Here is a 25,650-nt window from a genome sequence, read left to right as displayed (position 1 = left end):
GTGCCGGCCGGGCGCGTTGTTTATCCAAGTACTTTCGAGGTGATTCCCATGATGAAAGGTGGCATGGCCGGCCTGATGAAGCAGGCGCAGCAGATGCAGGAAAAAATGGCCAAGATGCAGGAAGAGTTGGCCAACGCCGAAGTCACCGGCAAGTCCGGTGGCGACATGGTGACCGTGGTCATGACCGGTCGCCATGACATCAAGCGCGTCAGCATCGACCCAAGCGTGGTCGAAGGCCTGAGCGAAGACGACAAGGAAATGCTCGAAGCCCTGTTCGCCGCTGCTGTCAACGACGCGGTGCGCAAGATCGAAGCCAACAGCCAGGACAAGATGTCCGGCATGACCGCGGGCATGCAATTGCCGCCGGGCATGAAACTGCCGTTCTGATTCGCCATCCCGGTCGGGATGGGCTACACACAATGCCAGGCATCGCGCCTGGCATTTTTGTTTCTGCTTCAGAGATAGCAGTGGATGCCAGATCGCTATCGCGAGCAAGCTCTCCCACAGTAGATTGTGATGAATACAAGATGTGTGTTCACCCATGAACCCTGTGGGAGCGAGCTTGCTCCGGGCGGCGTTCCGACGATGCGGCCACTGCGGTCCAACCGAACAAACATCGAACGCCGCCCCCTCGGCAATGGTCTGCTCCCTATACGTGTCCGCTCAACGAACAAGGAGACGCCCCATGTCATCGATTTCCAACCAGCGCATCGTCCTGGCCTCGCGCCCCACCGGCGCGCCAACCGCTGAAAATTTTCGCCTTGAACACATGACGCTGCCGGATCTGGCCGAAGGGCAGATCCTGCTCAAGACGCTGTTCCTGTCCCTGGACCCCTATATGCGCGGGCGCATGAGTGACGCACCGTCCTACGCGGCCCCGGTACAAATCGACGAAGTGATGACCGGTGGCGCTGTCAGTCGCGTGGAGCGCTCGATGCACCCGAAATTCCAGGAGGGTGATCTGGTGGTGGGCGCCACGGGTTGGCAAAGCCACTGCATCAGCGATGGGCGCAATGTCATTCCAATCCCTTCAGGATTGCCCAGCCCTTCGATGGCGCTGGGTGTTTTGGGCATGCCCGGCATGACCGCCTACATGGGGTTGATGGACATTGGCCAACCCAAGGCGGGAGAAACCCTGGTCGTGGCGGCGGCCTCCGGCGCGGTGGGCTCAGTGGTCGGCCAAGTGGCAAAGATCAAGGGCCTGCGGGTGGTGGGCGTGGCCGGTGGCGGTGAAAAATGCAAATACGTGGTCGATGAGCTGGGGTTCGACGCCTGCATCGACCACAAGAGCGCGAATTTTGCCGAAGAGCTGGCTCGGGCCTGCGACAAGGGCATTGATATCTATTACGAAAACGTCGGCGGAAAGGTTTTTGAGGCAGTGCTGCCATTGCTCAACGCCAAGGCGCGCATCCCGCTTTGCGGTTTGATCGCGTCCTACAATGATCATCAGCCGCCAAGTGGTCCGGATCGCCTGCCGCAGCTACAGCGCACCCTGTTGACCAAACGCGTGCGCATCCAGGGTTTCATCGTGTTCGATGACTACGGTGACCGCCAGCCGGAATTCATCAGCGCCATGGCGCCTTGGGTGCGCGACGGCCGGGTCAAGTTCCGCGAAGACGTCGTCGACGGACTGGAGAATGCACCACAGGCGTTCATCGGCCTGCTGGAAGGGCGCAATTTCGGCAAGCTGGTCGTGCGGGTGGCGCGCGATTGAGTATTTGACGCTAATCGGAGGCGCGGGTATAAACCGCGTCTCGTTGTTATGTCGGACGTTTCCTCGATGAGCTTCAGCCCTTTGATCCGCCAACTGATTGATGCCCTGCGAACCTTGCCGGGCGTGGGTCAGAAAACCGCCCAGCGCATGGCGTTGCAATTGCTCGAGCGTGATCGCAGCGGCGGCTCGCGCCTGGCCCAGGCCTTGAGCCAGGCCATGGAAGGGGTAGGGCACTGTCGCCTGTGCCGGACCCTGACCGAGGACGACCTTTGTCCGCAATGCGCCGACCCGCGTCGGGACGACAGCCTGCTTTGTGTGGTGGAGGGGCCGATGGACGTCTATGCGGTGGAGCAGACCGGTTTTCGTGGCCGTTACTTTGTGCTCAAGGGGCACTTGTCGCCGCTCGACGGCCTGGGGCCCGAGGCGATTGGCATTCCACAATTGATGGCGCGGATCGAGGAGGCGGGCACGTTTACCGAAGTCATCCTCGCCACCAACCCGACGGTCGAAGGCGAAGCTACCGCCCATTACATCGCCCAGTTCCTGAGCAATAAAGGCCTGGTGGCCTCTCGCATCGCCCACGGCGTGCCGCTGGGTGGGGAGCTTGAGCTGGTGGACGGCGGGACGCTGGCGCATTCGTTTGCGGGGCGTAAGCCGATCGCCTTATAACCGCCACACAACCCCCACACAACCCCCTGTGGGAGCGAGCTTGCTCGCGATAGCGGTGTGTCAGCCAGTATAAGTATCAACTGATCCACCGCCATCGCGAGCAAGCTCGCTCCCACAGGGTTATTCGTTGTTTGGAGGTTATTTTTCGCTGAGCGAAAACTGCGTCAGGCAGAACGTCGGGATGCCCATGTCTTCCAGGCGCTGGGACCCGAGCAGCTCCGGCAGATCAATGATCGCGGCCGCTTCGTGGACCTTCGCACCCATGCGGCGGATCAGGTTGGCGGCGGCGATCAACGTGCCGCCCGTGGCGATCAGGTCATCGAACATCACCACCGAATCCCCTTCGCACAGGCTGTCCGCGTGGACTTCCAGGAAGGCTTCGCCGTACTCGGTCTGGTAACCCTCGGCCAATACGTCGGCCGGCAGTTTGCCTTGCTTGCGAAACAGCACCAGAGGCTTGTTCAACTGATAGGCGAGGATCGAGCCAATCAGGAAGCCGCGTGCATCCATCGCGCCGATGTGCGTGAACTCGGCCTCGACATAACGGTGGGCGAAACTGTCCATGACCAGCCGCAGGGCCGTGGGTGACTGAAACAACGGTGTGATATCGCGAAAGATCACGCCTGGCTTGGGGAAATCGATCACGGGGCGGATCAGGGATTTGATGTCGAAGGAGTCGAAGACCATCGTTGAGGTGTCCTGGCTGGCTGCAAACGCGGCAGTATAGCGCGGCGAGGCGAAAGCCTCAGCCGCGCAAGCGCATCAGCCGTCGACCGAGCCGCCAGCCAAAGCGCAGAGCTGGATCGGATCAAGGATATGGATCTCCTTGCCCTCGGCGGCAATCAATTCATTCTGCTGGAACCGGGTAAACACCCGGGACACGGTTTCCACCGCCAGGCCCAGGTAGTTGCCGATTTCGTTGCGCGACATGCTCAAGCGAAACTGATTGGCCGAAAACCCACGGGCACGGAAGCGCGCCGAGAGGTTGACCAGGAACGTCGCAATGCGCTCATCGGCGGTCTTCTTCGAGAGCAACAGCATCATTTGCTGGTCGTCGCGGATCTCCCGGCTCATCACCCGCATCAACTGGCGGCGCAGCTGCGGCAGCTGTATGGCCAGTTCATCCAGGCGATCGAAGGGGATTTCGCACACGGAAGTGGTTTCCAGCGCCTGGGCCGAGACCGGATGGCTTTCGGTGTCCATGCCGGACAGGCCCACCAGTTCACTGGGCAGGTGGAACCCGGTGAGCTGTTCTTCGCCACCGTCGCTCAGGTTGAACGTCTTCAGGGCGCCCGAGCGCACGGCGTAGACCGAGTCGAAGGCATCGCCCTGGCGGAACAGGAACTCGCCTTTTTTCAAGGGACGTCCCCGCTTGACGATGTCGTCCAGCGCGTCCATGTCCTCCAGATTCAGCGAAAGTGGCAGACAGAGAGGGGCCAGGCTGCAATCCTTGCAATGAGCCTGGTTATGAGCGCGCGATTTGACTGGCTCGGACATTTCTTAAATCCTTGTGGGAAAAACACACATTAGACGTAAGGGTAACCCAGCGCACACACTCCGGCCAGTGCAGCGTTACCGTCAAATTGTCGCGCTCAGATGACTCGGGAAAAACGCTGCCGGTTTTGCTGCTCCAGATAGGCATCGAACACCATGCAGATCGAGCGCACCAGCAGGCGCCCGGCAGGCAAGACCTGGAGATGCGTGTCCGTCAATTCGATCAGGCCATCGTCGGCCATGACCTGCAACTGCGGCCATGACGATGCAAAATAGTCACGGAAATCGATGTTGAAGCGTTGCTCGATTTCGGCGAACGCCAGGATGAAGTGGCAGATCAGTTGCTGGATCACCGCTCGACGCGCTCGGTCGTCGGCGTTGCACACCAGCCCGCGACTGGTTGCCAGTTGCCCATCGGCCAATGTGTTCTGGTAATGGTTCAGGTCGCTGCTGTTCTGGCAGTACAGATCGCCGACCTGGCTGATGGCCGACACCCCTAGGCCGATCAGATCGCAGTGGCCATGGGTGGTGTAGCCCTGGAAGTTACGCTGCAATGTCGCCTCTTCCTGAGCGATCGCCAGTTCGTCGTCGGGCAGGGCAAAGTGGTCCATGCCGATGTAGCGGTATCCGGCGGCGGTCAGTTGTTCAATGGTGCCTTGCAGCATGGCGAGTTTCTGCTCGGGGTTTGGCAGGTCCAGGCTGTTGATGCGCCGCTGGGGCATGAAGCGTTCCGGCAGGTGGGCGTAATTGAACACCGAGAGGCGGTCCGGTTGCAGGTTGATGACTTCCTCGACGGTGCGCGCGAAATTGTCCGGGGTCTGCTTGGGCAGGCCGTAGATGAGGTCGATGTTGATCGAGCGAAACTGCAAGGTCCGCGCCGCTTCGATCACGGCACGGGTTTCTTCCAGGCTTTGCAGGCGATTGACGGCGCGCTGGACGGCCGGGTCGAGGTCTTGCAGGCCGACGCTGACCCGGTTGAAACCCAATTCCCGCAACAGGCCCATGGTCGACCAGTCGGCTTCGCGAGGGTCGATCTCGATGCTGTAGTCGCCGGAATCGTCGTCCATCAGGTTCAAGTGCTGGCGCAGCTTGGCCATCAACTGGCGCAGCTCGTCGTGACTGAGGAACGTCGGGGTGCCACCGCCCAAATGCAGTTGTTCGACGCGCTGGGCGGGGTCGAGATGGCAGCCGATCAGCTGGATTTCCTGCTCCAGGCGTTGCAGGTAGGCATGGGCGCGACCGCGGTCCTTGGTGATGACCTTGTTGCAGGCGCAGTAGTAGCAGATGTTCGCGCAAAACGGCACGTGCACATACAGCGATAGCGGCTTGAGCGCCTTGCGGCTGTCGCGCAGGGCGTGAAGCAGGTCGAACGAGCTCACCTGGCTGCCGAACTGTGCCGCGGTCGGGTACGAGGTGTAGCGTGGTCCCGCCAGGTCGTAGCGGCGGATCAGGTCTGAGTCCCAACGAATGGCGTCGAGCATGCGGGCGTTCCCCGGATAGGCTGGCATGGTCGGGAGTCTATGGGGGCGTGGGGAGGGGGGTGTTGATTTGCGTCAACGGCGCATCAGCAGTCGTCGAGGGGCGACGTCTGTCCAGACCACTCAAGACCCGTGGCGAGGGAGCTTGCTCCCGCTCGGCTGCGCAGCAGACGCAATATCAGCTAGATGCGTTCTGCCTGAAGATCGTAGGGGCCTGCTCTGCAGGCCAGCGGGAGCAAGCTCCCTCGCCACGGGGGCTGTTGCGGTGGTTGAGTTCATTCTCTCTGAATGGCTGGCGAAGATGGCGATTCGCTCAGTGCCCCATGAGCCAATGCTGATGCGGCCCTGGCAGCGTCCAGATACCGAAGACAATCACCAACAATCCCCCGGCCATGCGTACGCTGCGTTTGCGCAGCAGCGCGGTGACGCGCTCGGCCGCCAGGCCGGTGGCGAGCAGCACCGGCCAGGTGCCGAGGCCGAAGGCGAGCATCAACAGCGCACTGTCCAGCGCATTGCCCTGGCTGGCGGACCACAGCAGGGTGCTGTAGACCAATCCGCACGGCAACCAGCCCCATAATGCGCCGAGCAGCAAGGCCCGAGGCACGCTCGACACTGGCAGCAAGCGGTTGGCGACAGGCTGGATATGTCGCCACAAACCACGACCGATACTTTCGATGCGGGTCAGGCCGCTCCACCATCCGGCGAGGTACAGGCCCATGGCGATCAGCAGCAAACCGGCCAGCACGCGCATGATCATCGCCGCCGGGCTGTTGGCGACGGCCCAGCCGGCCAGGCCGATCAGCAAGCCAGCGGTGGCGTAGCTCAGGATCCGTCCGAGGTTGTACGCCAGCAACAGCCGAAAGCGGCGGCTGCGTTGGTCCTTGGGAATCGCCAGGGTGAGGGCGCCCATCAGGCCGCCACACATGCCCAGGCAATGGCCGCCGCCCAATAGACCCAGGATGACGGCTGAAACCAGCAGCGGTGCCAGGTCAAGCATGGGGCGGCGCCTTGTCGTCCGGTTTCTGGACCTCGCCGCTGGCTTCGTCCACTGCCGCCTTGTGGTTCGGGTCCTGGTCGTCGAACAGGATGCTGTGGGCCGGACCATCAAGGTCGTCGTACTGTCCGCTGTCCACGGCCCAGAAAAAAATGTACACGGCGATGGCCACGATCAGCAGCGCGGCCGGGATCATTACGTAGAGAGCTGGCATGTCGGAACTCCATGCCCGCGCGGCTCAGGCCGGCAGCGGGCGGGTATCGGGCGTGGCGTCGAGCGCCTGCGGTTGACGGGTCAGCCTCAGCGCATTCAGCACCACGGTCAGCGAACTGATGGACATGCCGACCGCGGCCCACACCGGCGTGATCCAGCCGAGGGCGGCGAACGGCAACATGAGCCCATTGTACAGCCCTGCCCAGACCAGGTTCTCGATGATCACCCGACGGGTGCGCCGGGCCAGGCTGAAGGCATGGATCAAGGCATCGAGGCGATTGGACAGCAGCACCGCGTCGGCGCTGGTCTTGGCCAGGTCGGTGGCCGAACCCATGGCGACGCTGATGTCCGCCGCCGCCAATACCGGCACGTCGTTCACACCATCGCCGAGCATCAGCACCTTGCGGCCTTGCTGATGCAATTGTTGGAGCACTGCCAGCTTGTCGTCCGGACGCAAGCCGCCGCGGGCTTCATCGATGCCCAGTTCGGCGGCGACGCTGGCAACCATCGGCGAGCTGTCGCCGGACAGCAGCAGTGTCCGCCAGCCCCGCGCCTTGCAGGCGGCCAGCAGCGCCGGGGCATCCGTGCGCAAACGATCGTCGAGGACAAACCAGGCCAGGGGGCCGACATCATCCCCCAACAGCAGCCATTGCCCGGGTTCGTCCGGCATCAACGGTACCGCGGCGCCACTCGGTTCGCAGACGAACACTGGATGGCCGATGCGCAGTCTCTGCTCGCCCACTGAACCCTCCAGGCCCAGGCCCGGGAAGCTTTGGACGTGCTCGGCGGCCAGCGGGGCGCGACCGAAGGCACGGGCAATAGGATGTTCCGAGCGATTTTCCAACGCCGCGGCCAAGGCCAGGCACTGGTCGCTGTCGAGTGCGGCGAGCGGTCGAATGGCGCGCAACGCCAGGCGGCCTTCGGTCAGGGTCCCGGTCTTGTCGAAAATCACCGTGTCGATCTGGTTCAGGCCCTCCAGCACATGACCTCGGGTCAACAGCAGTCCGAGTTTGTGCAAGGTCCCAGTGGCGGCGGTCAGGGCAGTCGGCGTCGCCAGCGAGAGCGCGCAAGGGCAGGTGGCGACCAGCATTGCCAAGACGATCCAGAAGGCGCGGGATGCGTCCAGGTACCACCACAGCAGGCCGATGGCGACTGCGGCAATCAAGGAAAACAGCAGGAACCATTGGGCTGCGCGGTCGGCGATTTCCGCCAGTCGTGGCTTTTCGGCCTGGGCCCGTTCCAGCAGCCGCACGATGGCTGACAGCCGGGTGTCATGGCCCAGCGCTTGCACTTCGACGGTCAGGGCGCCGTCGACATTCAGCGTACCCGCAGTGACCGCGTCGCCGACCTGGCGGGGTTGTGGCAAGTATTCGCCGGTCAGCAGCGATTCATCGACGCTGGACTGGCCGTCGAGAATTCGGCCGTCGGCCGGCAGGATCGCGCCGGGCTGGACCAATACCCGGTCGCCCGTGCGCAGTTCGCTGAGCAGGATGCGCTCGCTCTGGCCGTGATCATCCAGGCGCAGGCACGAGGCGGGCAGCAGGTTGACCAATTGCGCGGTGGCGGCAGCGGTGCGTTCCCGGGCCCGCCGTTCCAGGTAGCGGCCGGCCAGCAGGAACAGGGCGAACATGCCGACGGCATCGAAGTACAACTCGCCGGCACCGGTGATGGACGTCCAGATTCCGGCGATGTAGGCACTGCCAATGGCCAGGGACACCGAAACGTCCATGGTCAGGTGGCGGGTGCGCAGGTCGCGCATGGCGCCTTTGAAAAACGGTGCGCAGCTGTAGAACACGATCGGCGTCGTCAGGAACAGCGCGACCCAGCGCAGGATGGTGTGCATCTCAGGGCTCAGGTCGATGTTGAATTCCGGCCAGGTGGCCATGGTCGCCATCATCGCCTGGAACCACAACAACCCCGCCACCCCTAATTGGCGCAGGGCCAGGCGGTTCTGCGCAGCGAGCTGTTCGCTGGCCTGATCGGCCTGGTAGGGGTGCGCGGCGTAGCCGATCTGGCGCAGTTCGGCGAGCAATGTGCTCAGCGGCAATTGAGCATCGGCCCAGCGGACGTGCAGGCGATGGTTGGACAGGTTCAGCCGCGCCTCGGCCACGGCCGGCAAGGTGCGCAGGTGTTTTTCGATCAGCCAGCCGCAGGCCGCGCAACTGATGCCTTCCATGAGCAGGGTGGTCTCGGACAGGTCGCCTTCATGGCGGACGAACGATTGCTGCACGTCCGGGCGATCGTACAGTGCCAGCTCATCGGTCAACTGGACGGGCAAGGTCTCGGGGTTGGCCGACGCTTCACTGCGATGTAGGTAGTAACTTTCCAACCCGCCGGCGACGATCGCCTCGGCTACCGCCTGGCAGCCCGGGCAGCACAGCTCGCGGGTCTCGCCGAGGACAACGGCGGTGAAGCGGCTGCCGGGAGGGACGGGCAGGGCGCAGTGGTAGCAGGGTTGTGGGGTGGTCATGGTTGTCGGGTGAAGGCCTTTTGTGGCGAGGGAGCTTGCTCCCGCTCGGCTGCGCAGCAGTCGTGTTTCAATACGTAATATGCCCGAGGAATGTCGGATCAAAAACAGGGCCGCTTCGCGACCCAGCGGGAGCAAGCTCCCTCGCCACAAAAGCAGCTTATTTCTTCAGGTCTTCAGCGCCTTGCAGCGGCTCATCGCCCAGCAGGATGTCCTGGTTGTGATTGACCTGCTCTTCTTCGAACAGCCGCCAGGTCTTGTCGTTCTCCACACCGAGCAATTCGACAAAGCGCCGACCTTCGATCTTGTCCGCCAACTGGCCAACATAGCGCCCCGGTTCGCTGTCGTTGCGGGTCAGGACAATCTTGCGGTCCTTCTCCGGCTGCGTCGGCGAGATCAGGCTCAGTTCCACGGTCTGGGGCCGGCTGTTGCCGTTCAGGCGCAGGTTGACTTCACCGGTAAGGTCGTCCAATTGCACATTGGCATGCAATTGCAGGGTCTGGGCCAGCAGTTCGCGCTCCAGCGAGCGATTGATGCCTTTGCCAGCCTCGTAATAGTTGTCGTTGACCAAGTTGTCCGGATTCTTCACCGCAATGGTCACCATGGTCAGGCTCAGCGTTACCGAGCAGGCGAGGATCCCGATGATGATCCACGGCCAGAGGTGCTTGTACCAAGGGCTGGTGGCGGTTGCTGCAGGCATGGGCATTTCTCTCAACGAGTCTGTGGGCCGATGAACCGGCTCTTGGCTTCAACATGGACGCTGTCGTCATCGGCATCCTTGAGGATGAACGTTACCTCGTTGGTGCTCGACGGCAGTTGTTCCGGTGCGCTGGACAGTTCAACCGGCTGGCTGTAGATCTCGCCTGCGGCAACCTTGATTTCGCGACGGCCTTGCAGCTTGAGATCAGGCAAGCCGGCGGCTTCCAACACGTACGTATGGTCGCGTTGGTCCTTGTTCATGATCTTCAGGCTGTAGACGTTCTCGATCCGGCCTTCGGCGTTTTCTCGATACAGCACGCGGTCCTTGCTGACGTCGAAACCCACCAGCGAACGCATGAAGAACGCCGTGACCAGCAGGCTGATCATCGCCAGCAGCACCAAGGCATAACCGATCAGGCGCGGGCGCAGTTTATGGGTTTTCTGCCCCGAAAGGTTGTGTTCGGTGGTGTAGCTGATCAGGCCACGCGGATAGTCCATCTTGTCCATGATGTTGTCGCAGGCATCGATACAGGCTGCACAACCGATGCATTCGATCTGCAAGCCGTCGCGGATGTCGATGCCAGTGGGGCAGACCTGGACGCACATCGTGCAGTCGATACAGTCGCCGAGGCCCAGGGCCTTGTAGTCGATACCTTTCTTGCGCGGGCCACGGCTTTCACCGCGACGTGGGTCATAGGAAACGATCAGGGTGTCCTTGTCGAACATCACGCTCTGGAAGCGGGCGTAAGGGCACATGTAGATGCACACTTGTTCACGCAGCCAGCCGGCATTGCCGTAGGTGGCGAGGGTGAAGAAACCGACCCAGAAATACGACCAGCCATCGGCCTGGCCGGTAAAGAACTCGAAGACCAGCTCGCGGATCGGCGTGAAGTAACCAACGAACGTCATGCCGGTGACGAAGCCGATCAGCAGCCAGAGGCTGTGCTTGGCGAATTTGCGCAAAAATTTGTTGGCGCTCATGGGCGCCTTGTCGAGCTTGATGCGCTGGTTGCGGTCGCCCTCGGTGACCTTTTCGCACCACATGTAGATCCAGGTCCAGACGCTTTGCGGGCAGGTGTAGCCGCACCAGACCCGACCGGCATACACCGTGATGAAAAACAGGCCGAAGGCGGCGATGATCAACATCCCCGACAGCAGGATGAAATCCTGGGGCCAGAAGGTGGCGCCGAAAATAAAGAATTTGCGTTCCGGCAGGTTCCACCAGACAGCCTGGTGACCGCCCCAATTCAACCAGACCGTGCCGAAATACAGCAGGAACAGGAAGGCTCCGCCAACCATTCGCAGGTTGCGGAACAGGCCCGTGAAGGCGCGGGTGTAGATTTTTTCCCGAGAGGCATACAGGTCGACGCTTTTGTTGGCGTCCTTGGCAGGCGGGGTAACGTCATGTACCGGAATCTGGTTGCTCATCAGATGCATCCCACGGCAGTGGAAAAACGCCGAGGCCAGTACGTGCCGGCTACGGTCAGAAAGGGTGTTGCAGTGGCGCAATGATACGCCTGTCGCTCTAGGTCAAGGGTGCGACCTTTGGTCGCGTTGGGTGTCTGGGTCGAATGGTGTAGCGGATGTAACAAGTCATGACCTGGATCAATTGACTATAGACAGGGTATGGCGTTGGCAGAGATTGGATGGGGGTGGCTTCGCCGCCCAGCGAGAGCAAGCCCCCTCGCCACGGGACTTTCCGTTTTGGATCAAACGTTGTGGTATTGGCTCATTCTTCCTCGTCCAGGTCATCTTCATGGATCAGGCCTTGGACGAAACGGAGGAAATTGGAACAAACAGGTCTCTCGGAGTGAGTCTGGTTCTCTTCAGGGCTCCGGCCGCTATCAAAGCTATCAGTTGTGAAATAGCTAACGGCTTCGGTATCAAGGTTCAGGCAAAAGAAGTTGCCACCCCAGTCATTTGCGAAAGGTAATAAATTCGCAGGAAGTAGCTGTTTCTTCAGCATTAGCTGGTAGGTGGATAACACCGTGGAATCACTACCAGCAATTGGCTTGAAGGCAGCCACTTCCAATGGCTCGTCGAAATCGTCGCCGAGCCAGTAGGTGCGCTCCGGTACGCCACCGTTGTACTTGAGGTAATGGCTCCGAAAGGGAGCCGGTAGACGCTTGCCAATGATAGATTCCAAACGATCCAGGTCCATCGAGGTAACGGCCGTTTCAGGGTCTGGAAATTTATTTTCAAGCATCACTGCCCTCCGGAGATTCATCCTCTACGCGTTAACTTTGTAGCGGAGAAGTCAACGCGATACTTTTCCAGCTCGCCTTTCGTTTTTTTTCCAAGAGCGAGGCTAAAGCGTCACCCTCAGGCAGCCCTTTCTTCGGCAGCTTGAAGGGAACCAGAACGTAGAGCTTTACCGAGTCCTCATGGTGTTCATCCACGGGTTCTTCGGTGGTGTTCCAAATTTTGTCCACGACCAACAGCGCGTCGGTATCGCTCGGCCAGCTGAGCTGGGCGAAGTCTTTATCTATTTTTGAAATGATCTGGCCTTCCGACAAGGGGCCGTTATCGAACGTGTGGCGAGCGAGCAGGGACAGCAACTCAACCGGGAAAACCCAAGGACTGTGCGGGGGAAAACCTTGCTGCGTGAGAGGCCAGTCACCGGGCAAACATACGAATAATTCGGTATGAGGGCTTTTGGCAAAAAGTCCGATGGTGAAGAGTAACTTGAACTTGTTCTTACCCTCGATGCAGCTGATACGCAGCTCCAGCCCCGCTTCATTACTGAAGGGACTTAGCTGCGCGGGTAAAACCCAACCTGCTGTGTTGTGCACGAAAGTGGCTATAGGTCCGCCGAATTCTTCGGCCGGGTTCTCAATAACGTCCATGATACTGACCGCCCCGGCTTTTCTTAAGACGGCCGCAATGTCTGTAAATCCCCACGTATTGGCGATGTCCAACGGCGCGTTATTCAGCCGGGTGTGCAGTCGATTGATGTCGGCATGGTGTTCTATAAGAAGATTGACGATGTGCTGGTGCCCGGAGGTGATCGCGTCAATCAGCGGGGTGGTTATGCTGTCAGGCCAACCGTCCACCAAGGCACCTGCCTCCAGAAACCATTGGCATGTTTGTAGATGTCCGTTGCCGGCGGCGGCGGCAAGGGGGGTGCTGTTACCAGAACTCGGGGCAGGCTGGTCCAGTGCAATACCTAAAGCCACCAATAAGCGGCAAACTTCGGTTTGACCCTGTTCGGCAGCCATGTGCAGCAACGTCTCCTGCCCCTCAAGGCCATACAGGGGTAGGTGCAATAGAGCGGGATTTTCCTCCAGGCGCTTTTTTAGCGAGGCTTCATTTCCCGAGGCGATGTCGGCATGAATGGCGGATAAAGCCTTGATGTTCTTTTCATAAATTTCTTCTGGGTTGGTCATTTAAAAAATTCCTTTTGCCATTTGATCACCCATTTTTTTCAATGCGTTTTCGACACTGGCCGTCCCACCGATGTCCGCTTTCTGAAGAATTTCATAAACTTTTTTCGCGCTGGCTACCGAGTGATTTCCCCCACCATTTTGGGCCCAAGTGAAGTTGCGCGGATCGTCGTTCAGGCCGATTTTGTGTTTGGTCAGAATTTTTTGCGAGTCGGTAATGTATTTTCGATTTTGCGCTCTCCAGCTTTTCGGAGCTTTTTCGCGGACGATATGATGGTAATGCGGCTTCACCATACCCTTAGGCGCAGGCCCCATCGCTCTCTTCTGTGAGGCGCTGAGTCGACAAACTTCCCAACCCCACGGATCCACCCACCCAATAGGATTCGGTGCGTATTGATAGAGGTTGAACCCACCTGCCAAGCCAATCGGATCCGGCGTAGTAAACCGCCCCACATCCGGATCATAAAACCTGAACGTATTAAAATGCAGCCCCGTTTCCCGATCCAGGTATTGCCCCTGGAACCGCAAATTCTGCTCTTCGATGTAGTACGGCTCGCGCACCTCTTCCAGCGTGTTGCCCCATACCCGATACGCAGCCTGCCAAACGTTGTGCCCGTCGGCTTCGGTGAGTTGCTCCGGCAGGCCGTTGAGGTCGTTGTGGTAGTAGCGGATCTTTTGCAGCGGGCCGCTCCCGTCGATGCGGGCCAGGGGTTCGTAGTCGTCGTCTTCGTAGAGGTACAGGCTGGTTTGCTGGTGGCGATGTTCCTGCAACAGGCGCAGGCCGTCCCAGGTGAAGCGGGTTTCACCCAGCGGGTAACCTTTGTTGTCCTGCTCGGTCTTGGCGATGCGCCGGCCGAGCGGGTCGTAGGCCATGTTTACCACGCTGCCGTCGTCGTTGCGCACTTCGATCAAGCGGCTTTCGGCGTCGTAGGCGAAGCGCTGCACGCCGCGTTTGGCGCTGCGCTTTTCGATCATCCGGCCAAAGGCGTCGTAGCGGTAGCGCTTGTCCTGGTAGGTCAGCAGTTTGTTGTGCACCACCAGTCCGGCGCCTGGGGTGGGGCCGTCCAGCAGGTTGGCGGCGGCGTCGTAGCTGAAGGTTTCGCGCTGGCCGTGCAGGCTGTCCTGGCTGGCGATGATGCGGCCGGTGGCGTCGTAGTGCAGCAATTGGCGCTGTTGCGCGGCGGGTTGCTGGTCGAGCTTGCCGATGAGGTTGTCGGCGGGGTCGTACTCGAAGTGTTTTTGTACCGCCGCCGGCAGCAGCGAGGGTTGGCCGCTGTGGCGGCGTTGTCGCGTGCGCAGGCGGCCGCTGCGGTCGTATTCGCTGCGGGTGCTGATCTGGCCTTGGGTGCGTAGCACTTCGCGGTGCAGGCGGTCGCGTTCGAAGTCGCTGATGACCTGGCCGTCGAGGTTGATCTGGTGCAGGTGGCCGCTGCCGTAGTACAGGCGGTTGACCCAGCGGCCATCGGGCAGTTGGGTCTGGATCAGGTTGCCGAGTTCGTCGTAGTGGTGTTGCAGGCTGCCGGCGGCGCCGTTTTCGGCGAGCAGCTGGCCGAGGGCGTCGTAGGTAAAGCTCAGGGTTTGCGCGTTGCCTTGCAGGTCGGTGAAGGTGACGGCGGTGAGTTGGTCCAGCGCGTCGTAGCGGTATTCGGTGCGGCCGTCGTCGGTGACTTTGGCGATCAGGCGGCCCACGGCATCGCGTTCCAGGCAATGGACGATGGGCGCCGGCGGTATTTCGGGAATGAGCGCCAGGCCCGTGCCGTACGGTGCAGGCATCGCCGTCACTGCCGCGACGTTGTCGAGGCGGTCGTAGTCGTAGCGTTTGGCGCTGCCATCCAGGTTTTGTTGCTCGCTCAACCGATCCCCAGCGTCCCAGGCAAACCGGTAGCTCTCGCCATTCTCGTTGACCAGCGCTTGCAGCCGGCCGAAGCTGTCGTAGGCGAACTGCACTTGCCGGCCCTGGGCGTCGGTGCGTAGGCGGACCTGGCCGCGGCGGTTGTGCTGGTAGTGCGTGGTGTGCCCGACCGGGTCGGTGTAGCCGGTGAGCTGGCCGGCGCTGTCGCGCTGATAATGCTCGGTGCGGCCGTCCGGCAATTGGCTGCCCAGCAGCCGGCCTTGGGCGTCGTAGCTGAATTGGGTGCGCTCGCCGAGGGCGTCAGTGATGGTTTGCAGGTAACCGCGCGCGTCATAACTAAAGCGTGTCGGGTAACCCGAGCAATCAACGTGTTCGACCAGTTGGCCGAACGGGTTCCAGCGCAGCTTCTTGCTTTTGCCGGTCGCATCGATGATTTCTACCACCTGGCCGTGGGCGTCGTAGCGGTAGCGGGTGCGATGGCCCAGCGGGTCGGTTTGCGCCGTGCAGTTGCCGCGTTGATCGTAGCTGTACGTCCAGCTATTGCCGGCGGCATCAGTGTCCACCAGCGGCAGGGCCCAATGTTCGAGCCAGAGGGTGGACTCGCTGCGGCCCAACGGGTCGGTTTCGCTGATCAGGTTGCCGGCGTCGTCGTAGCTGAATGAGTACTGGCCGCCTTGTGGATCGGTAGCACTGAGCAACTGGCGCTCATCGTTCCATTCGAACAGCCACGTCTGGCCGAGGTTGTCGCTGAACCGGACGATCTGGTGCTGGCTGTTCCAGTGACGGATGCTGGTGCGTTGCAGGCTGTCGCTGATGCGGGTGATGCCGGCTTGCAAGTCATAGTCGAACTGGTAGGCATCACCCTCATCTGTCCAGTGCCGGACCACGCGCCATTCCTGGTCATCGATCAAGGCCCATTCGTAGAGGCAGCGCAGGCCGGTGGGCAGTTGGTGCTCGACCATCCGCCGTCCAGCGTCATAGCTGAAGCGCCGTTGCATCTGGTTGCCAGCGTCGCGTACTTCGGCGAGATTGCCCGATGCGTCGTAGGCGTAGCTGACCAGCACTTCCCGCGATTGATCAGGATAGAGCCGTTGAATCTGGCTGACGCGTTCGCCTTCGCGAATCAACTCAACCTGCACCAGATCGAAGGCGTCGTGCAGCCGCACCAGGCGCCCGCCCTCGTCATAGTCGAGGTGGATACGGTTGTCGTTGCGGTCGCCCAGTTGGCTCAGGCGCAAGTGGGATGGGTTGGCCGGCGTGGGTTCGAACAAACGGTACAGGCCGTCATCGCTTTCGATCAGCAATTGCCCACTCACATGGCGGCGCACCGCCAGGCCTTCGCCGGCACTGAACACCGCGCCGCCCAACGGGATCGATCCCATGTCGATGGCGCGCGCCTGTTCGTCGGTGTAGACCAGGGTTTCGCCGCCGTCGGGGTGGGGCAGGATGTCGACCCGTACCTCATAGGTCACGCTCCAGCCGGCACCGAACAGGCTGTCGCGACGCTCGTCACGGCTGTTGTAGAAGCGTTGCCAGTCGATCGGCAGGATGCCGGGCAAGACGAAGTCCAGCTCTTCACCACCGCCAAGCACCTTGGCACCCGTGGCCGCGTGCACCGGGTTCGACGAACCCATGGCCGCATTGGCCGCTGCGTTCGCCGCGCTGCTGGCGGCCATGGATGCCGCGCCGCCCACCAGCATGCACGGCAGCTTGCTGAAGAATTTGCCCTTGCCGCCCTTGAGCATCAACAGGGCCGTGACCGCCAAGCCAACGCCCGGGGTCTTGCCGCTGCGGATCTCGCGCACCACCACCGAACCGCCGCCAATGGTCACGTTGGGCGAAATCAGTCCGGACGACACCACTGTTGCATCGCAGGTGCTGCGGTCGCCGCTGCGCACGGCGGGCTGGCCGTTGATGGTGACCTTGTCCGAACCTTCGGCCATGAACTGCGGTGGCATCGGGGGATGCTTCATGCAGATGACCAGGTCCTCCGGCTTGGGCACGGCGCCGGGGGCGGGCGTGGCGACGGTGGGGCGCCACATTTGCGAGAAGAACTCCCCGGCCATGTCCAGGTAGCTGGGTTCTTCTTCAGGCTCGGGCGCTTCAAGCTCGGTGCCGGCCGGGGCGACGTGGGACGGAATCGCCCCGGCGGCGCGGGCTGCGGGGATGTTATTGGTGAGGGTGTCAGTGGAGCCGGTGAGGATGTTGGCCTGGACCGTGGGCGGAAAGAGGGCGTTGCCGATGCCCTCGCATATATTGCTCAACCCTTTGTCGGCCCCGGTCTTGCTCATGGCAAGCCCGACCACCGTTCCCACCACCAGTCCGAGCACGAAGCAGCCCAGGCCGCCGGTGACCACGGTAATGCCCGTGGCCGCGACCACCGCGGCGGTCGCCACGGCAGTAATCGCAATGTTCGCCGCCACTTCCAGCACGCCGCCAAGGACGTCGGCCATCATCGAAGTGTGGTTGAGTGCATCGCCCAGGCGGGCAGCCCAGAGTGCGTCAGACATGCGCGAAGCCCAGGCCGATGCCTGTGTGCTGGAATGGTTCGATGCGTTTCATTGCGCCTGTCTCCCTGGCGGTAAGTTACGGGTCCGTCGTGATGTCAGCTTGACCAAGGGTTGAGCAGCGCCACTCCGCTGCTCTGGAAATCCGTCACGTTGCGCGTCACCACGGTCAACCCGTGGACCAGCGCGGTGGCGGCAATCAACGCATCGCATTCGTTGCTGCGATCGGGAACATGAAGACGCGCGCAGCGAAGCGCCACGGCGCGGTCGACTACGAGAATCCTGCCGGCAAACGTGGGCATGACGTGGTTGTCCAGCCACGCACGCAGGCGACTGCCTTGCACCGGATCCTTGCGCTCGAAGCGCAAGACGCCGGTTTCCAGTTCCAGTACGGTAATCGCCGAGACGTAGAGGCTGGGGGCGGGCACGCTGCGCGCCCAGGCCTGCACGTTTTTATCGGCCTGGGGTTTGCGCAGCTCCGAGATGACATTGGTATCGAGTAGAAACATTCAGGACAGGTCCACCGAGCGGGGCGTAATGACGGCACGCTCGGCATCGAAGTCGATATCCGGCGCATCGGGCATGACCAGCAACTCGACAATGCTGGCGCCAACGCCGGTCAGTTTCTGGTACTCCTCAATGCTTAGCAGCACATGGGCCGGCTTGCCACGGTCGGTGATGATGACCGGCCCTTCACGGGTGGCTTTTTTGGCACCACTTGTGTCGTGGTTGAATTCGCGGCTGGAAATAGTGGTGACGGACATGCTGGCGTCCCCCAAGAAAATCGAATGTAGGCACGTTACTACTGGCGCCAGGGTGCAGGCAAGGGGAAACAGGCTCGTGATGTTTCGACGGTCGAAAAAAAAGGCCCCGCCAATCAGATTGGCGGGGCCTTCCGTGTACCAGTGACTCGCCTTACTGAGCGTCAGCGGCCGGAGCCTTTTCGCCGTGCGACAGGCTGTAGACATAGGCTGCCAGCAGGTGGACCTTGTCGTTGCCTTGCAGGTCAGCCTGGGCCGGCATCTGGCCCTGGCGACCGTAGCGGATGGTCTGCTGCAGCTGGGCGAAGCTCGAACCATAGATGAAGCCGGCCGGGTGCGTCAGGTCGGGAGCGCCCATGGCGGGCGTGCCCTTGCCGGCTGGACCGTGGCAGGCCACGCAGTTGGCTGCGAACAGTTTCTGGCCATTGGCTGGATCGGCCTTGGCGCCTTCGGGCAGCTTGCGACCGTGCAGGCTGGTCACCAGGTAGGAAGCCACGTCAGCCACGCCTTGCTCGCCGACCACGGCGGCCCAGCCCGGCATCACGGCGTGACGACCGCCCATGATGGTGGTCTTGATGGTCTCCGGCTCGCCGCCCCAGCGCCAGTCGGCGTCGGTCAGGTTGGGGAATCCGTAGGCACCCTTGGCGTCGGAACCGTGGCAGACCGAGCAGTTGGAAGCAAATAGGCGACCGCCCATTTTCAACGCTTGCGGGTCCTTGGCGACTTCTTCGATCGGCATGGAGGCGAATTTGGCGAAGATCGGACCGAACTTGGCGTCCGAGCGAGCCATTTCCTTTTCCCACTCGTGCACGCCGGTCCAGCCGGTCTGGCCGTTGGCGAAGGCGGTCTGCTTTTCGGTGTCCAGGTAGTTGTAGCCTGGCAGCAGGCCTTTCCAGTTGCCCAGGCCAGGGTAGAGGACCAGGTAGCCAAGGGCGAAAATGATGGTGCCCACGAACAGCATGAACCACCATTTCGGCAGCGGATTATCGTACTCCTCGATCCCGTCGAAGGAGTGGCCGACCGTCTCTTCGGTGGCTTCGCTGCGCTGGCCCTTGCGGGTCGACAGCAGCAGCCAGGTCAGGGAGAAGATCGTTCCCAGGCTGAGGACTGTGACGTACAGACTCCAGAATGTAGTCATTCTTTGTTACTCCTAGAAGCTTGCTCGACGTGCTTGATGGCTTCGGGATCATCCGCGAACGGCAGCAAGGTCGCGTCGTCGAACTCCGACTTGCGCTTGGGGCTGAATACCCACAGCGCCAGGCCGATGAAGGCCACCATCACGACGACGGTACCCAGGCCACGAATCATCCCGATATCCATCCAAATCACCGTTTGCTTTTGATGATGGTGCCCAGGCCTTGCAGATAGGCCACCAGCGCGTCCATTTCGGTCTTGCCCTTGACGGCATCCTTGGCACCGGCGATGTCTTCATCGGTGTAAGGCACGCCCAGGGTACGCAAGACTTCCATTTTCTTGGCGGTGTCTTTGCCGTCGAGCTTGTTTTCTACGAGGAACGGGTAGGCCGGCATCTTCGACTCAGGCACGACGTTGCGCGGGTTGTACAAGTGCGCACGGTGCCAGTCGTCGGAGTAGCGGCCGCCAACGCGGGCCAGGTCCGGGCCGGTACGTTTGGAACCCCACAGGAACGGGTGGTCCCAGACGCTTTCGCCGGCAACGGAGTAGTGGCCGTAGCGTTCGGTTTCGGCACGGAACGGACGGATCATCTGCGAGTGGCAGCCGACACAGCCGTTGGCGATGTAGATGTCGCGGCCTTCCAGTTCAAGGGCGGTGCGCGGCTTCATGCCCTCGACCGGCTTGTTGGTCACGTCCTGGAAGAACAGCGGAACGATCTGGGTCAGGCCGCCGATACTGACGGCGATGACCATGAAGAAGGCCAGCAGGCCGATATTCTTCTCTACTGCTTCGTGCTTCATCAGTGAGCTCCAACTACGGCGATCTTGGCGGCGGCTTCAGCTTCAGCCGGGTCAGAGGCACGAACGGTGCGATACACGTTGTAGGCCATCAACAGCATGCCGCTGGCGAAGAACGCGCCGCCCAGGGCACGCACGATGAAACCAGGATGGCTGGCTTGCAGCGCTTCGACGAACGAGTAGGTCAGGGTGCCGTCGTCGTTGATCGCACGCCACATCAGGCCCTGGGTAATACCGTTGACCCACATCGAGGCGATGTAGAGCACGGTGCCGATGGTCGCGAGCCAGAAGTGCGCGTTGATCAGGCCGGTGCTGTGCATCTGCGCACGGCCGAACAGTTTCGGGATCATGTGGTAGATGGCGCCGATGGAGATCATCGCTACCCAGCCGAGTGCACCGGCGTGTACGTGGCCGATGGTCCAGTCGGTGTAGTGGCTCAGGGAGTTGACGGTCTTGATGGCCATCATCGGGCCTTCGAAGGTCGACATGCCGTAGAACGCCAGCGATACCACCAGGAAGCGCAGGATCGGGTCGGTGCGTAGCTTATGCCAGGCGCCCGAGAGGGTCATCATGCCGTTGATCATGCCGCCCCAGCTTGGCGCCAGCAGGATGATCGACATCGCCATGCCCAGGGACTGCGCCCAGTCCGGCAGCGCGGTGTAGTGCAGGTGGTGCGGACCGGCCCAGATGTAGAGGGTGATCAGCGCCCAGAAGTGGACGATGGACAGGCGATAGGAATAGATCGGACGCTCGGCCTGTTTCGGCACGAAGTAGTACATCATCCCCAGGAAACCCGTGGTCAGGAAGAAACCCACGGCGTTGTGGCCGTACCACCACTGGATCATCGCGTCGGTCGCGCCCGAGTAGGCCGAGTACGACTTGAAGAAGCTGACCGGCAGGGAGGCGTGGTTGACGATGTGCAGCATGGCGGTCACGACGATGAAGGCACCGTAGAACCAGTTGCCGACGTAGATGTGCTTGGTCTTGCGCTTGACGATGGTGCCGAAGAACACCAGACCGTAGGTCACCCAGACGATGGCCAGCAGGATAGCCAGGGGCCATTCCAGCTCGGCGTATTCCTTGGTGGTGGTGAAACCCATGGGCAAGGTCACGATCGCGCCGACGATCACCGCTTGCCAACCCCAGAAGGTGAAGGCCGCGAGGCTGTCGGAAATCAGTCGCGTCTGGCAGGTTCGCTGCACGACATAGTAAGAAGTGGCAAACAACGCACAACCACCGAAGGCGAAGATCACCAGGTTGGTGTGCAGCGGGCGCAGGCGTCCAAATGTCGTCCATGGCAGATCGAAGTTCAACTCCGGCCAGACCAGTTGCGAGGCGATGAAGACACCGAGCCCCATGCCAAGGATCCCCCAGACCACCGTCATGATGGCGAACTGGCGGACTACCTTATAGTTATAAGCAGTCGGACTGATTGCTGTGCTCATTCTAAGGTTCCACGGTTTGGGTGTTTTATTAGGATAAAAATCGGTCGCAAGTATGGAGAAAGCGGGGGGTCATTGCAACGCGCCATGACCTGGGTCAATGCTTTCCAAAGCTGATTCTGCGGCCTTTCCATGTTCTCTGTAGGGACAAAATTGGCCCACGGCAAAATGTCTCGACGAAGGAAGGAGGCGAGGGGGTCAGGTCGGTTGTAACGGGGTGTGTTCAAACACGGCGTTCGGGGGATGCCAGGCAACTGTCGCAACAGCCGGTATTCACCTGCGTTTGCGGCCTCTTGAACGAACGATTGTCGAACGCATCGGGTCGGATTGACCTGAAACCGGCAGTCGCCAGTGCACGCAAAGGCAAGCTTAGACCCGATTCCAGAGAACCGAAAGGAAGACGATGGGAGGGGTGTGACAAAAAGAAGCAGCTAGAAGTTGTAAGCTGCAAGCTTCAAGTGGGTACTCGTCGCCTGCAGCTTTTGCTTTTGCTTTTGCTTTTGCTTTTGCTTTTACTTGAAGCTTGCAGCTTGACGCTCACCGCTCAACTGCTCATCAGCCTTCGAAAGGCTGTACACGTAAGCCGCGAGCAGCTGCACCTTGTCATTGCCCAGCAGCTCATTTTGCGCCGGCATGTGGCCTTGGCGTCCGTGGCGAATGGTCTGCTGCAACTGGGCCAGGCTGGTGCCGTAGATGAAACCGGCCGGTTGCGTCAGGTTCGGCGCGCCCATGGCTTCGGTGCCCTGGCCATTGGCGCCATGGCAAGCGACGCAGGTGGTGTTGAACGCTTGCTGGCCGGCTTGCAGGTCGGCACCGCTGTCCGCCGGCAAGGGCAGGCCCGCCAAGTCGTGGCGCACATACGCGGCCACGTTCTTGACCCCGGCGTCCCCCAGCACTTCGCCCCAGGCCGGCATCGCCGCCATGCGGCCACCCATGATGGTCGTCTTGATGGTGTCGGCCGCGCCGCCCCAGCGCCAGTTGCTGTCGGCCAGGTTCGGGAAGCCGAAGGCACCCTTGGCGTCCGAGCCGTGGCAGACCGAGCAGTTGGAGGCGAACAGGCGACCTCCCATCTTCAAGGCTTGTGGGTCCTTGGCGACTTCCTCTACAGGCATCGCCGAGAACTTGGCGAAGATCGGCCCGAACTTGGCGTCGGCCTTGGCCATTTCCTTTTCCCATTCATGGGCGCCGGTCCAGCCGTTGTCGTAGCCGGGCAGGATGCCTTTCCAATTGCCCAGGCCCGGGTAAAGGACCAGGTAGCCAACGGAAAACACCAACGTGCCGGCGAACAACAGGAACCACCATTGCGGCAGCGGGTTGTCGTATTCCTCGATGCCGTCGAAGCTGTGGCCCATGGTCTGGTCGACGCTGCCCTTGGTCTCGCCCTTGCGGGTGCCGATCAGCAGCCACGTCAGGCCGATCAGGCTGCCAATGGTCAGTACGCAGATCCACGTACTCCAGAAAGTGGTCATGACCGGGTACTCCTTGGTGCGGGGTCTTGGGGGGTAATGTCGGCGGGCGGTTCGTCGGCGAACGGCAGCAGGCGCGCCTGGGCGAATTCCGGCCCGCGCTTGCTGCTGTACACCCACAGGATCAGGCCGATGAAGGCGATGAACACCACGACGGTGCCCAGGCCGCGGATCATGCCAGTACTCATTTCAAGCACCATGGCTCACCTCTTGCTCTTGATGGCAGTGCCGAGCACTTGCAGGTAGGCGACCAGCGCGTCCATTTCGGTCTTGCCTTTGAGCGAGGCGACACTGCCCGCGATATCGTCATCGGTGTACGGCACGCCGAGGGTGCGCATGGCGCGCAGCTTGCCTTCGGTGTGGCTGCTGTCGACTGCCTGTGTCACCAGCCATGGGTAGGCCGGCATTTTCGACTCGGGCACGACGTTACGTGGGTTGTACAAGTGCGCGCGGTGCCAGTCATCGGAGTAACGCGCGCCGACGCGGGCCAGGTCCGGTCCGGTGCGCTTGGAGCCCCACAGGAACGGGTGGTCCCAGACGCTTTCGCCAGCCACGGAGTAGTGGCCGTAGCGCTCGGTTTCGGCGCGGAACGGACGAATCATCTGCGAGTGGCAGCCGACGCAGCCTTCGCGGATGTAGATATCGCGGCCTTCCAATTGCAGGGCGGTGTAGGGCTTCATGCCGTCCACCGGTTTGTTGGTCACGTCCTGGAAGAACAGCGGCACGATCTGGGTCAGGCCGCCGATGCTCACGGCCAGCACCATCAACAGCATCAGCAGGCCGACGTTTTTTTCGATTGTTTCGTGTTTCATGGCGGACTCCTCAAGCCATCTGCGCGGCAGCGGCGGCTTCGGCAGGCTGGTAGGCCCGCACGGTGCGCCAGGTGTTGTAGGCCATCAGCAGCATGCCGCTGAGGAAGATCGCCCCGCCTACCAGTCGCACGATGAAGCCAGGGTGGCTGGCCACCAGGGTTTCGACGAAGGAGTAGGTGAGCGTGCCGTCCTCGTTCACCGCACGCCACATCAGGCCTTGGGCGATGCCGTTGACCCACATCGAGGCGATGTAGAGCACGGTGCCGATGGTCGCGAGCCAGAAATGCGCGTTGATCAGGCCAATGCTGTGCATCTGCGCCCGACCGAAGACCTTCGGAATCATGTGATACAGCGCACCAATGGAAATCATCGCCACCCAGCCGAGCGCGCCGGCGTGTACGTGGCCGATGGTCCAGTCGGTGTAGTGGGAGAGGGCGTTGACGGTCTTGATCGCCATCATCGGACCTTCGAAGGTCGACATGCCGTAGAACGCCAGGGACACCACCAGGAACCGCAGGATCGGGTCGCTGCGCAACTTATGCCAGGCGCCCGAGAGGGTCATCATGCCGTTGATCATGCCGCCCCAGCTTGGCGCCAGCAGGATCAGCGACATCACCATGCCCAGAGACTGTGCCCAGTCCGGCAGCGCGGTGTAGTGCAGGTGGTGTGGGCCGGCCCAGATGTACAGGGTGATCAGCGCCCAGAAGTGGACGATGGACAGGCGATAGGAGTACACCGGGCGTTCGGCCTGTTTCGGCACGAAGTAGTACATCATCCCCAGGAAGCCGGCGGTGAGGAAAAAGCCCACGGCGTTGTGGCCGTACCACCATTGCACCATTGCATCCGTGGCCCCGGCGTACACCGAGTAGGACTTGGTGAAGCTCACCGGCAGTTCCAGGTTGTTCACAATGTGCAGAATCGCCACGGTCAGGATGAACCCGCCGAAGAACCAGTTGCCGACGTAGATGTGCTTGGTGTTGCGCTTGGCCACGGTGCCGAAGAACACGATGGCGTAGGCGACCCAGACGATGGTGATCAGGATGTCGATCGGCCATTCGAGCTCGGCGTATTCCTTGGAACTGGTGTAGCCCAGCGGCAGGCTGATGGCCGCCAGCAGGATCACCAGTTGCCAGCCCCAGAAGCAGAACGCAGCGAGTTTCGGCGCGAACAGCTGGGTCTGGCAGGTGCGTTGCACTGAGTAGAACGAACTGGCGAACAGGGCGCAGCCACCGAAGGCGAAGATCACCGCGTTGGTGTGCAGCGGGCGCAGGCGGCCGAAGCTGGTCCAGGGCAAATCGAAGTTGAGCTGTGGCCAGACCAATTGGGCGGCGAGAAAAACCCCGAGCCCCATGCCGACGATGCCCCACACCACCGTCATAATGGCGAATTGGCGGACCACCTTGTAGTTGTAGGCGGTACTGATAGAAGTGTTCATGGTTCCCCATCCACGGTTCAGCCGAAGTGAGCGCCTGCGCAAGGCAAGGCGGCGTTCTTCGCCTGGAGTTATAGGCAGACTAAAAGCGAGGCAAGCATGGACAAACAGCACAAGGCCAGTATTGACGGGGATCAATGGGCGCGATGCGTGGCGGAACGTGGCTGGTTGTGGACGGCGGCGAAACCGGGCGCTGACGCCGAGTCGCCGATCCTGATCCTGGCCCATGGTGCCGGAGCACCGATGGACAGCGGTTTCATGGAGGAAATGGCCGCGCGCCTTGCCGTGCATGGCGTCAATGTGTTGCGCTTCGAGTTTCCCTACATGGCCCAGCGG

General features: G+C 61.4%; 25 protein-coding genes. 4 read left to right on the top strand and 21 right to left on the bottom strand.

What is annotated here, in order from left to right:
* Positions 1 to 48: 48 nt before the first annotated feature.
* The 3 genes from Q7C33_RS25775 to recR all read left to right on the top strand — a co-directional run bounded on the left by Q7C33_RS25775 (position 49) and on the right by recR (position 2,383).
* Positions 49 to 387, top strand: a complete 339-nt coding sequence (locus tag Q7C33_RS25775) for a YbaB/EbfC family nucleoid-associated protein (RefSeq protein WP_003183512.1) — start codon at positions 49 to 51, stop codon at positions 385 to 387.
* 298 nt (positions 388 to 685) lie between these two features.
* The gene (locus Q7C33_RS25770; protein WP_030140890.1) at positions 686 to 1,714 is read left to right on the top strand and encodes an NADP-dependent oxidoreductase; all 1,029 of its coding nucleotides are present in this window, start codon (positions 686 to 688) and stop codon (positions 1,712 to 1,714) included.
* A 66-nt stretch (positions 1,715 to 1,780) separates the two neighbouring features.
* Positions 1,781 to 2,383, top strand: coding sequence for a recombination mediator RecR (gene recR, locus Q7C33_RS25765; RefSeq protein ID WP_407684349.1), 603 nt, complete (start codon positions 1,781 to 1,783; stop codon positions 2,381 to 2,383).
* Positions 2,384 to 2,521: 138 nt separating this feature from the next.
* On the opposite strand, the gene Q7C33_RS25760 is transcribed toward recR, so the two are convergent.
* From Q7C33_RS25760 to ccoN (Q7C33_RS25660), 21 genes are all read right to left on the bottom strand, one after another.
* Complete coding sequence (locus Q7C33_RS25760) at positions 2,522 to 3,070, bottom strand: adenine phosphoribosyltransferase (protein WP_003183509.1); 549 nt, start codon at positions 3,068 to 3,070, stop codon at positions 2,522 to 2,524.
* A 75-nt stretch (positions 3,071 to 3,145) separates the two neighbouring features.
* Positions 3,146 to 3,880, bottom strand: coding sequence for a fumarate/nitrate reduction transcriptional regulator Fnr (gene fnr, locus Q7C33_RS25755; protein WP_030140892.1), 735 nt, complete (start codon positions 3,878 to 3,880; stop codon positions 3,146 to 3,148).
* 95 nt (positions 3,881 to 3,975) lie between these two features.
* The gene (gene hemN / locus Q7C33_RS25750) at positions 3,976 to 5,358 is read right to left on the bottom strand and encodes an oxygen-independent coproporphyrinogen III oxidase (RefSeq protein WP_407684348.1); all 1,383 of its coding nucleotides are present in this window, start codon (positions 5,356 to 5,358) and stop codon (positions 3,976 to 3,978) included.
* A gap of 310 nt (positions 5,359 to 5,668) precedes the next feature.
* Positions 5,669 to 6,352 (bottom strand): sulfite exporter TauE/SafE family protein, encoded by a 684-nt coding sequence (locus Q7C33_RS25745; protein WP_030140894.1) that lies wholly within the window; start codon positions 6,350 to 6,352, stop codon positions 5,669 to 5,671.
* Positions 6,345 to 6,563, bottom strand: a complete 219-nt coding sequence (gene ccoS / locus Q7C33_RS25740; protein ID WP_030140895.1) for a cbb3-type cytochrome oxidase assembly protein CcoS — start codon at positions 6,561 to 6,563, stop codon at positions 6,345 to 6,347. Before ccoS ends, Q7C33_RS25745 begins: the two co-directional genes overlap by 8 nt.
* Positions 6,564 to 6,587: 24 nt before the next feature.
* The gene (locus tag Q7C33_RS25735; RefSeq protein WP_217861547.1) at positions 6,588 to 9,032 is read right to left on the bottom strand and encodes a heavy metal translocating P-type ATPase; all 2,445 of its coding nucleotides are present in this window, start codon (positions 9,030 to 9,032) and stop codon (positions 6,588 to 6,590) included.
* Positions 9,033 to 9,189: 157 nt separating this feature from the next.
* The gene (locus Q7C33_RS25730) at positions 9,190 to 9,729 is read right to left on the bottom strand and encodes a FixH family protein (protein WP_030140897.1); all 540 of its coding nucleotides are present in this window, start codon (positions 9,727 to 9,729) and stop codon (positions 9,190 to 9,192) included.
* 11 nt (positions 9,730 to 9,740) lie between these two features.
* Positions 9,741 to 11,156 carry a cytochrome c oxidase accessory protein CcoG gene (gene ccoG / locus Q7C33_RS25725; protein ID WP_030140898.1) on the bottom strand — a complete coding sequence of 472 codons (1,416 nt, stop codon included), beginning with the start codon at positions 11,154 to 11,156 and terminating at the stop codon, positions 9,741 to 9,743.
* A 301-nt stretch (positions 11,157 to 11,457) separates the two neighbouring features.
* A complete protein-coding gene (locus Q7C33_RS25720; RefSeq protein WP_198797758.1) occupies positions 11,458 to 11,934 on the bottom strand; it encodes an SMI1/KNR4 family protein in 477 nt (158 codons plus the stop codon).
* Positions 11,935 to 11,965: 31 nt separating this feature from the next.
* Positions 11,966 to 13,114, bottom strand: a complete 1,149-nt coding sequence (locus Q7C33_RS25715; RefSeq protein ID WP_198797757.1) for an ankyrin repeat domain-containing protein — start codon at positions 13,112 to 13,114, stop codon at positions 11,966 to 11,968.
* Positions 13,115 to 17,473: an RHS repeat-associated core domain-containing protein gene (locus tag Q7C33_RS25710; protein ID WP_407684347.1), complete on the bottom strand. Its 4,359-nt coding sequence runs from the start codon at positions 17,471 to 17,473 to the stop codon at positions 13,115 to 13,117.
* 95 nt (positions 17,474 to 17,568) lie between these two features.
* Positions 17,569 to 17,979 (bottom strand): type II toxin-antitoxin system VapC family toxin, encoded by a 411-nt coding sequence (locus tag Q7C33_RS25705; protein ID WP_030140902.1) that lies wholly within the window; start codon positions 17,977 to 17,979, stop codon positions 17,569 to 17,571.
* A complete protein-coding gene (locus Q7C33_RS25700; RefSeq protein WP_030140903.1) occupies positions 17,980 to 18,234 on the bottom strand; it encodes a type II toxin-antitoxin system Phd/YefM family antitoxin in 255 nt (84 codons plus the stop codon).
* 151 nt (positions 18,235 to 18,385) lie between these two features.
* Entirely contained in the window at positions 18,386 to 19,369 is a 984-nt protein-coding gene (gene ccoP / locus Q7C33_RS25695) for a cytochrome-c oxidase, cbb3-type subunit III (protein ID WP_030140904.1), read from the bottom strand.
* On the bottom strand, positions 19,366 to 19,551 hold the full coding sequence (locus tag Q7C33_RS25690) for a CcoQ/FixQ family Cbb3-type cytochrome c oxidase assembly chaperone (protein WP_003183474.1): 186 nt from the start codon (positions 19,549 to 19,551) through the stop codon (positions 19,366 to 19,368). The genes ccoP (Q7C33_RS25695) and Q7C33_RS25690 overlap by 4 nt, the downstream gene beginning before the upstream one ends.
* A 5-nt stretch (positions 19,552 to 19,556) precedes the next feature.
* Positions 19,557 to 20,165: a cytochrome-c oxidase, cbb3-type subunit II gene (ccoO, locus tag Q7C33_RS25685; protein WP_003199605.1), complete on the bottom strand. Its 609-nt coding sequence runs from the start codon at positions 20,163 to 20,165 to the stop codon at positions 19,557 to 19,559.
* Entirely contained in the window at positions 20,165 to 21,607 is a 1,443-nt protein-coding gene (gene ccoN, locus Q7C33_RS25680) for a cytochrome-c oxidase, cbb3-type subunit I (RefSeq protein WP_030140905.1), read from the bottom strand. The genes ccoO (Q7C33_RS25685) and ccoN (Q7C33_RS25680) overlap by 1 nt, the downstream gene beginning before the upstream one ends.
* Positions 21,608 to 22,116: 509 nt before the next feature.
* Positions 22,117 to 23,073: a cytochrome-c oxidase, cbb3-type subunit III gene (gene ccoP, locus Q7C33_RS25675; protein WP_030140906.1), complete on the bottom strand. Its 957-nt coding sequence runs from the start codon at positions 23,071 to 23,073 to the stop codon at positions 22,117 to 22,119.
* Complete coding sequence (locus Q7C33_RS25670) at positions 23,070 to 23,270, bottom strand: cbb3-type cytochrome oxidase subunit 3 (RefSeq protein WP_030140907.1); 201 nt, start codon at positions 23,268 to 23,270, stop codon at positions 23,070 to 23,072. The genes ccoP (Q7C33_RS25675) and Q7C33_RS25670 overlap by 4 nt, the downstream gene beginning before the upstream one ends.
* Positions 23,271 to 23,273: 3 nt before the next feature.
* The gene (gene ccoO, locus Q7C33_RS25665; protein ID WP_003183469.1) at positions 23,274 to 23,882 is read right to left on the bottom strand and encodes a cytochrome-c oxidase, cbb3-type subunit II; all 609 of its coding nucleotides are present in this window, start codon (positions 23,880 to 23,882) and stop codon (positions 23,274 to 23,276) included.
* A 10-nt stretch (positions 23,883 to 23,892) separates the two neighbouring features.
* Positions 23,893 to 25,317 carry a cytochrome-c oxidase, cbb3-type subunit I gene (gene ccoN, locus Q7C33_RS25660; RefSeq protein ID WP_030140908.1) on the bottom strand — a complete coding sequence of 475 codons (1,425 nt, stop codon included), beginning with the start codon at positions 25,315 to 25,317 and terminating at the stop codon, positions 23,893 to 23,895.
* Positions 25,318 to 25,413: 96 nt separating this feature from the next.
* Here ccoN (Q7C33_RS25660) and Q7C33_RS25655 point away from each other — a divergent pair.
* On the top strand, positions 25,414 to 25,650 hold a 237-nt coding region (locus tag Q7C33_RS25655; protein WP_407684346.1), incomplete at its 3' end, for an alpha/beta family hydrolase.

Source organism: Pseudomonas sp. BP11-1-1 (genome assembly GCF_052112105.1).
Classification (GTDB): Bacteria; Pseudomonadota; Gammaproteobacteria; order Pseudomonadales; family Pseudomonadaceae; genus Aquipseudomonas; species Aquipseudomonas alvandae.
Note: the sequence above shows the minus strand (reverse complement) of the source record. Positions and strands in the feature narration are given on the sequence as shown.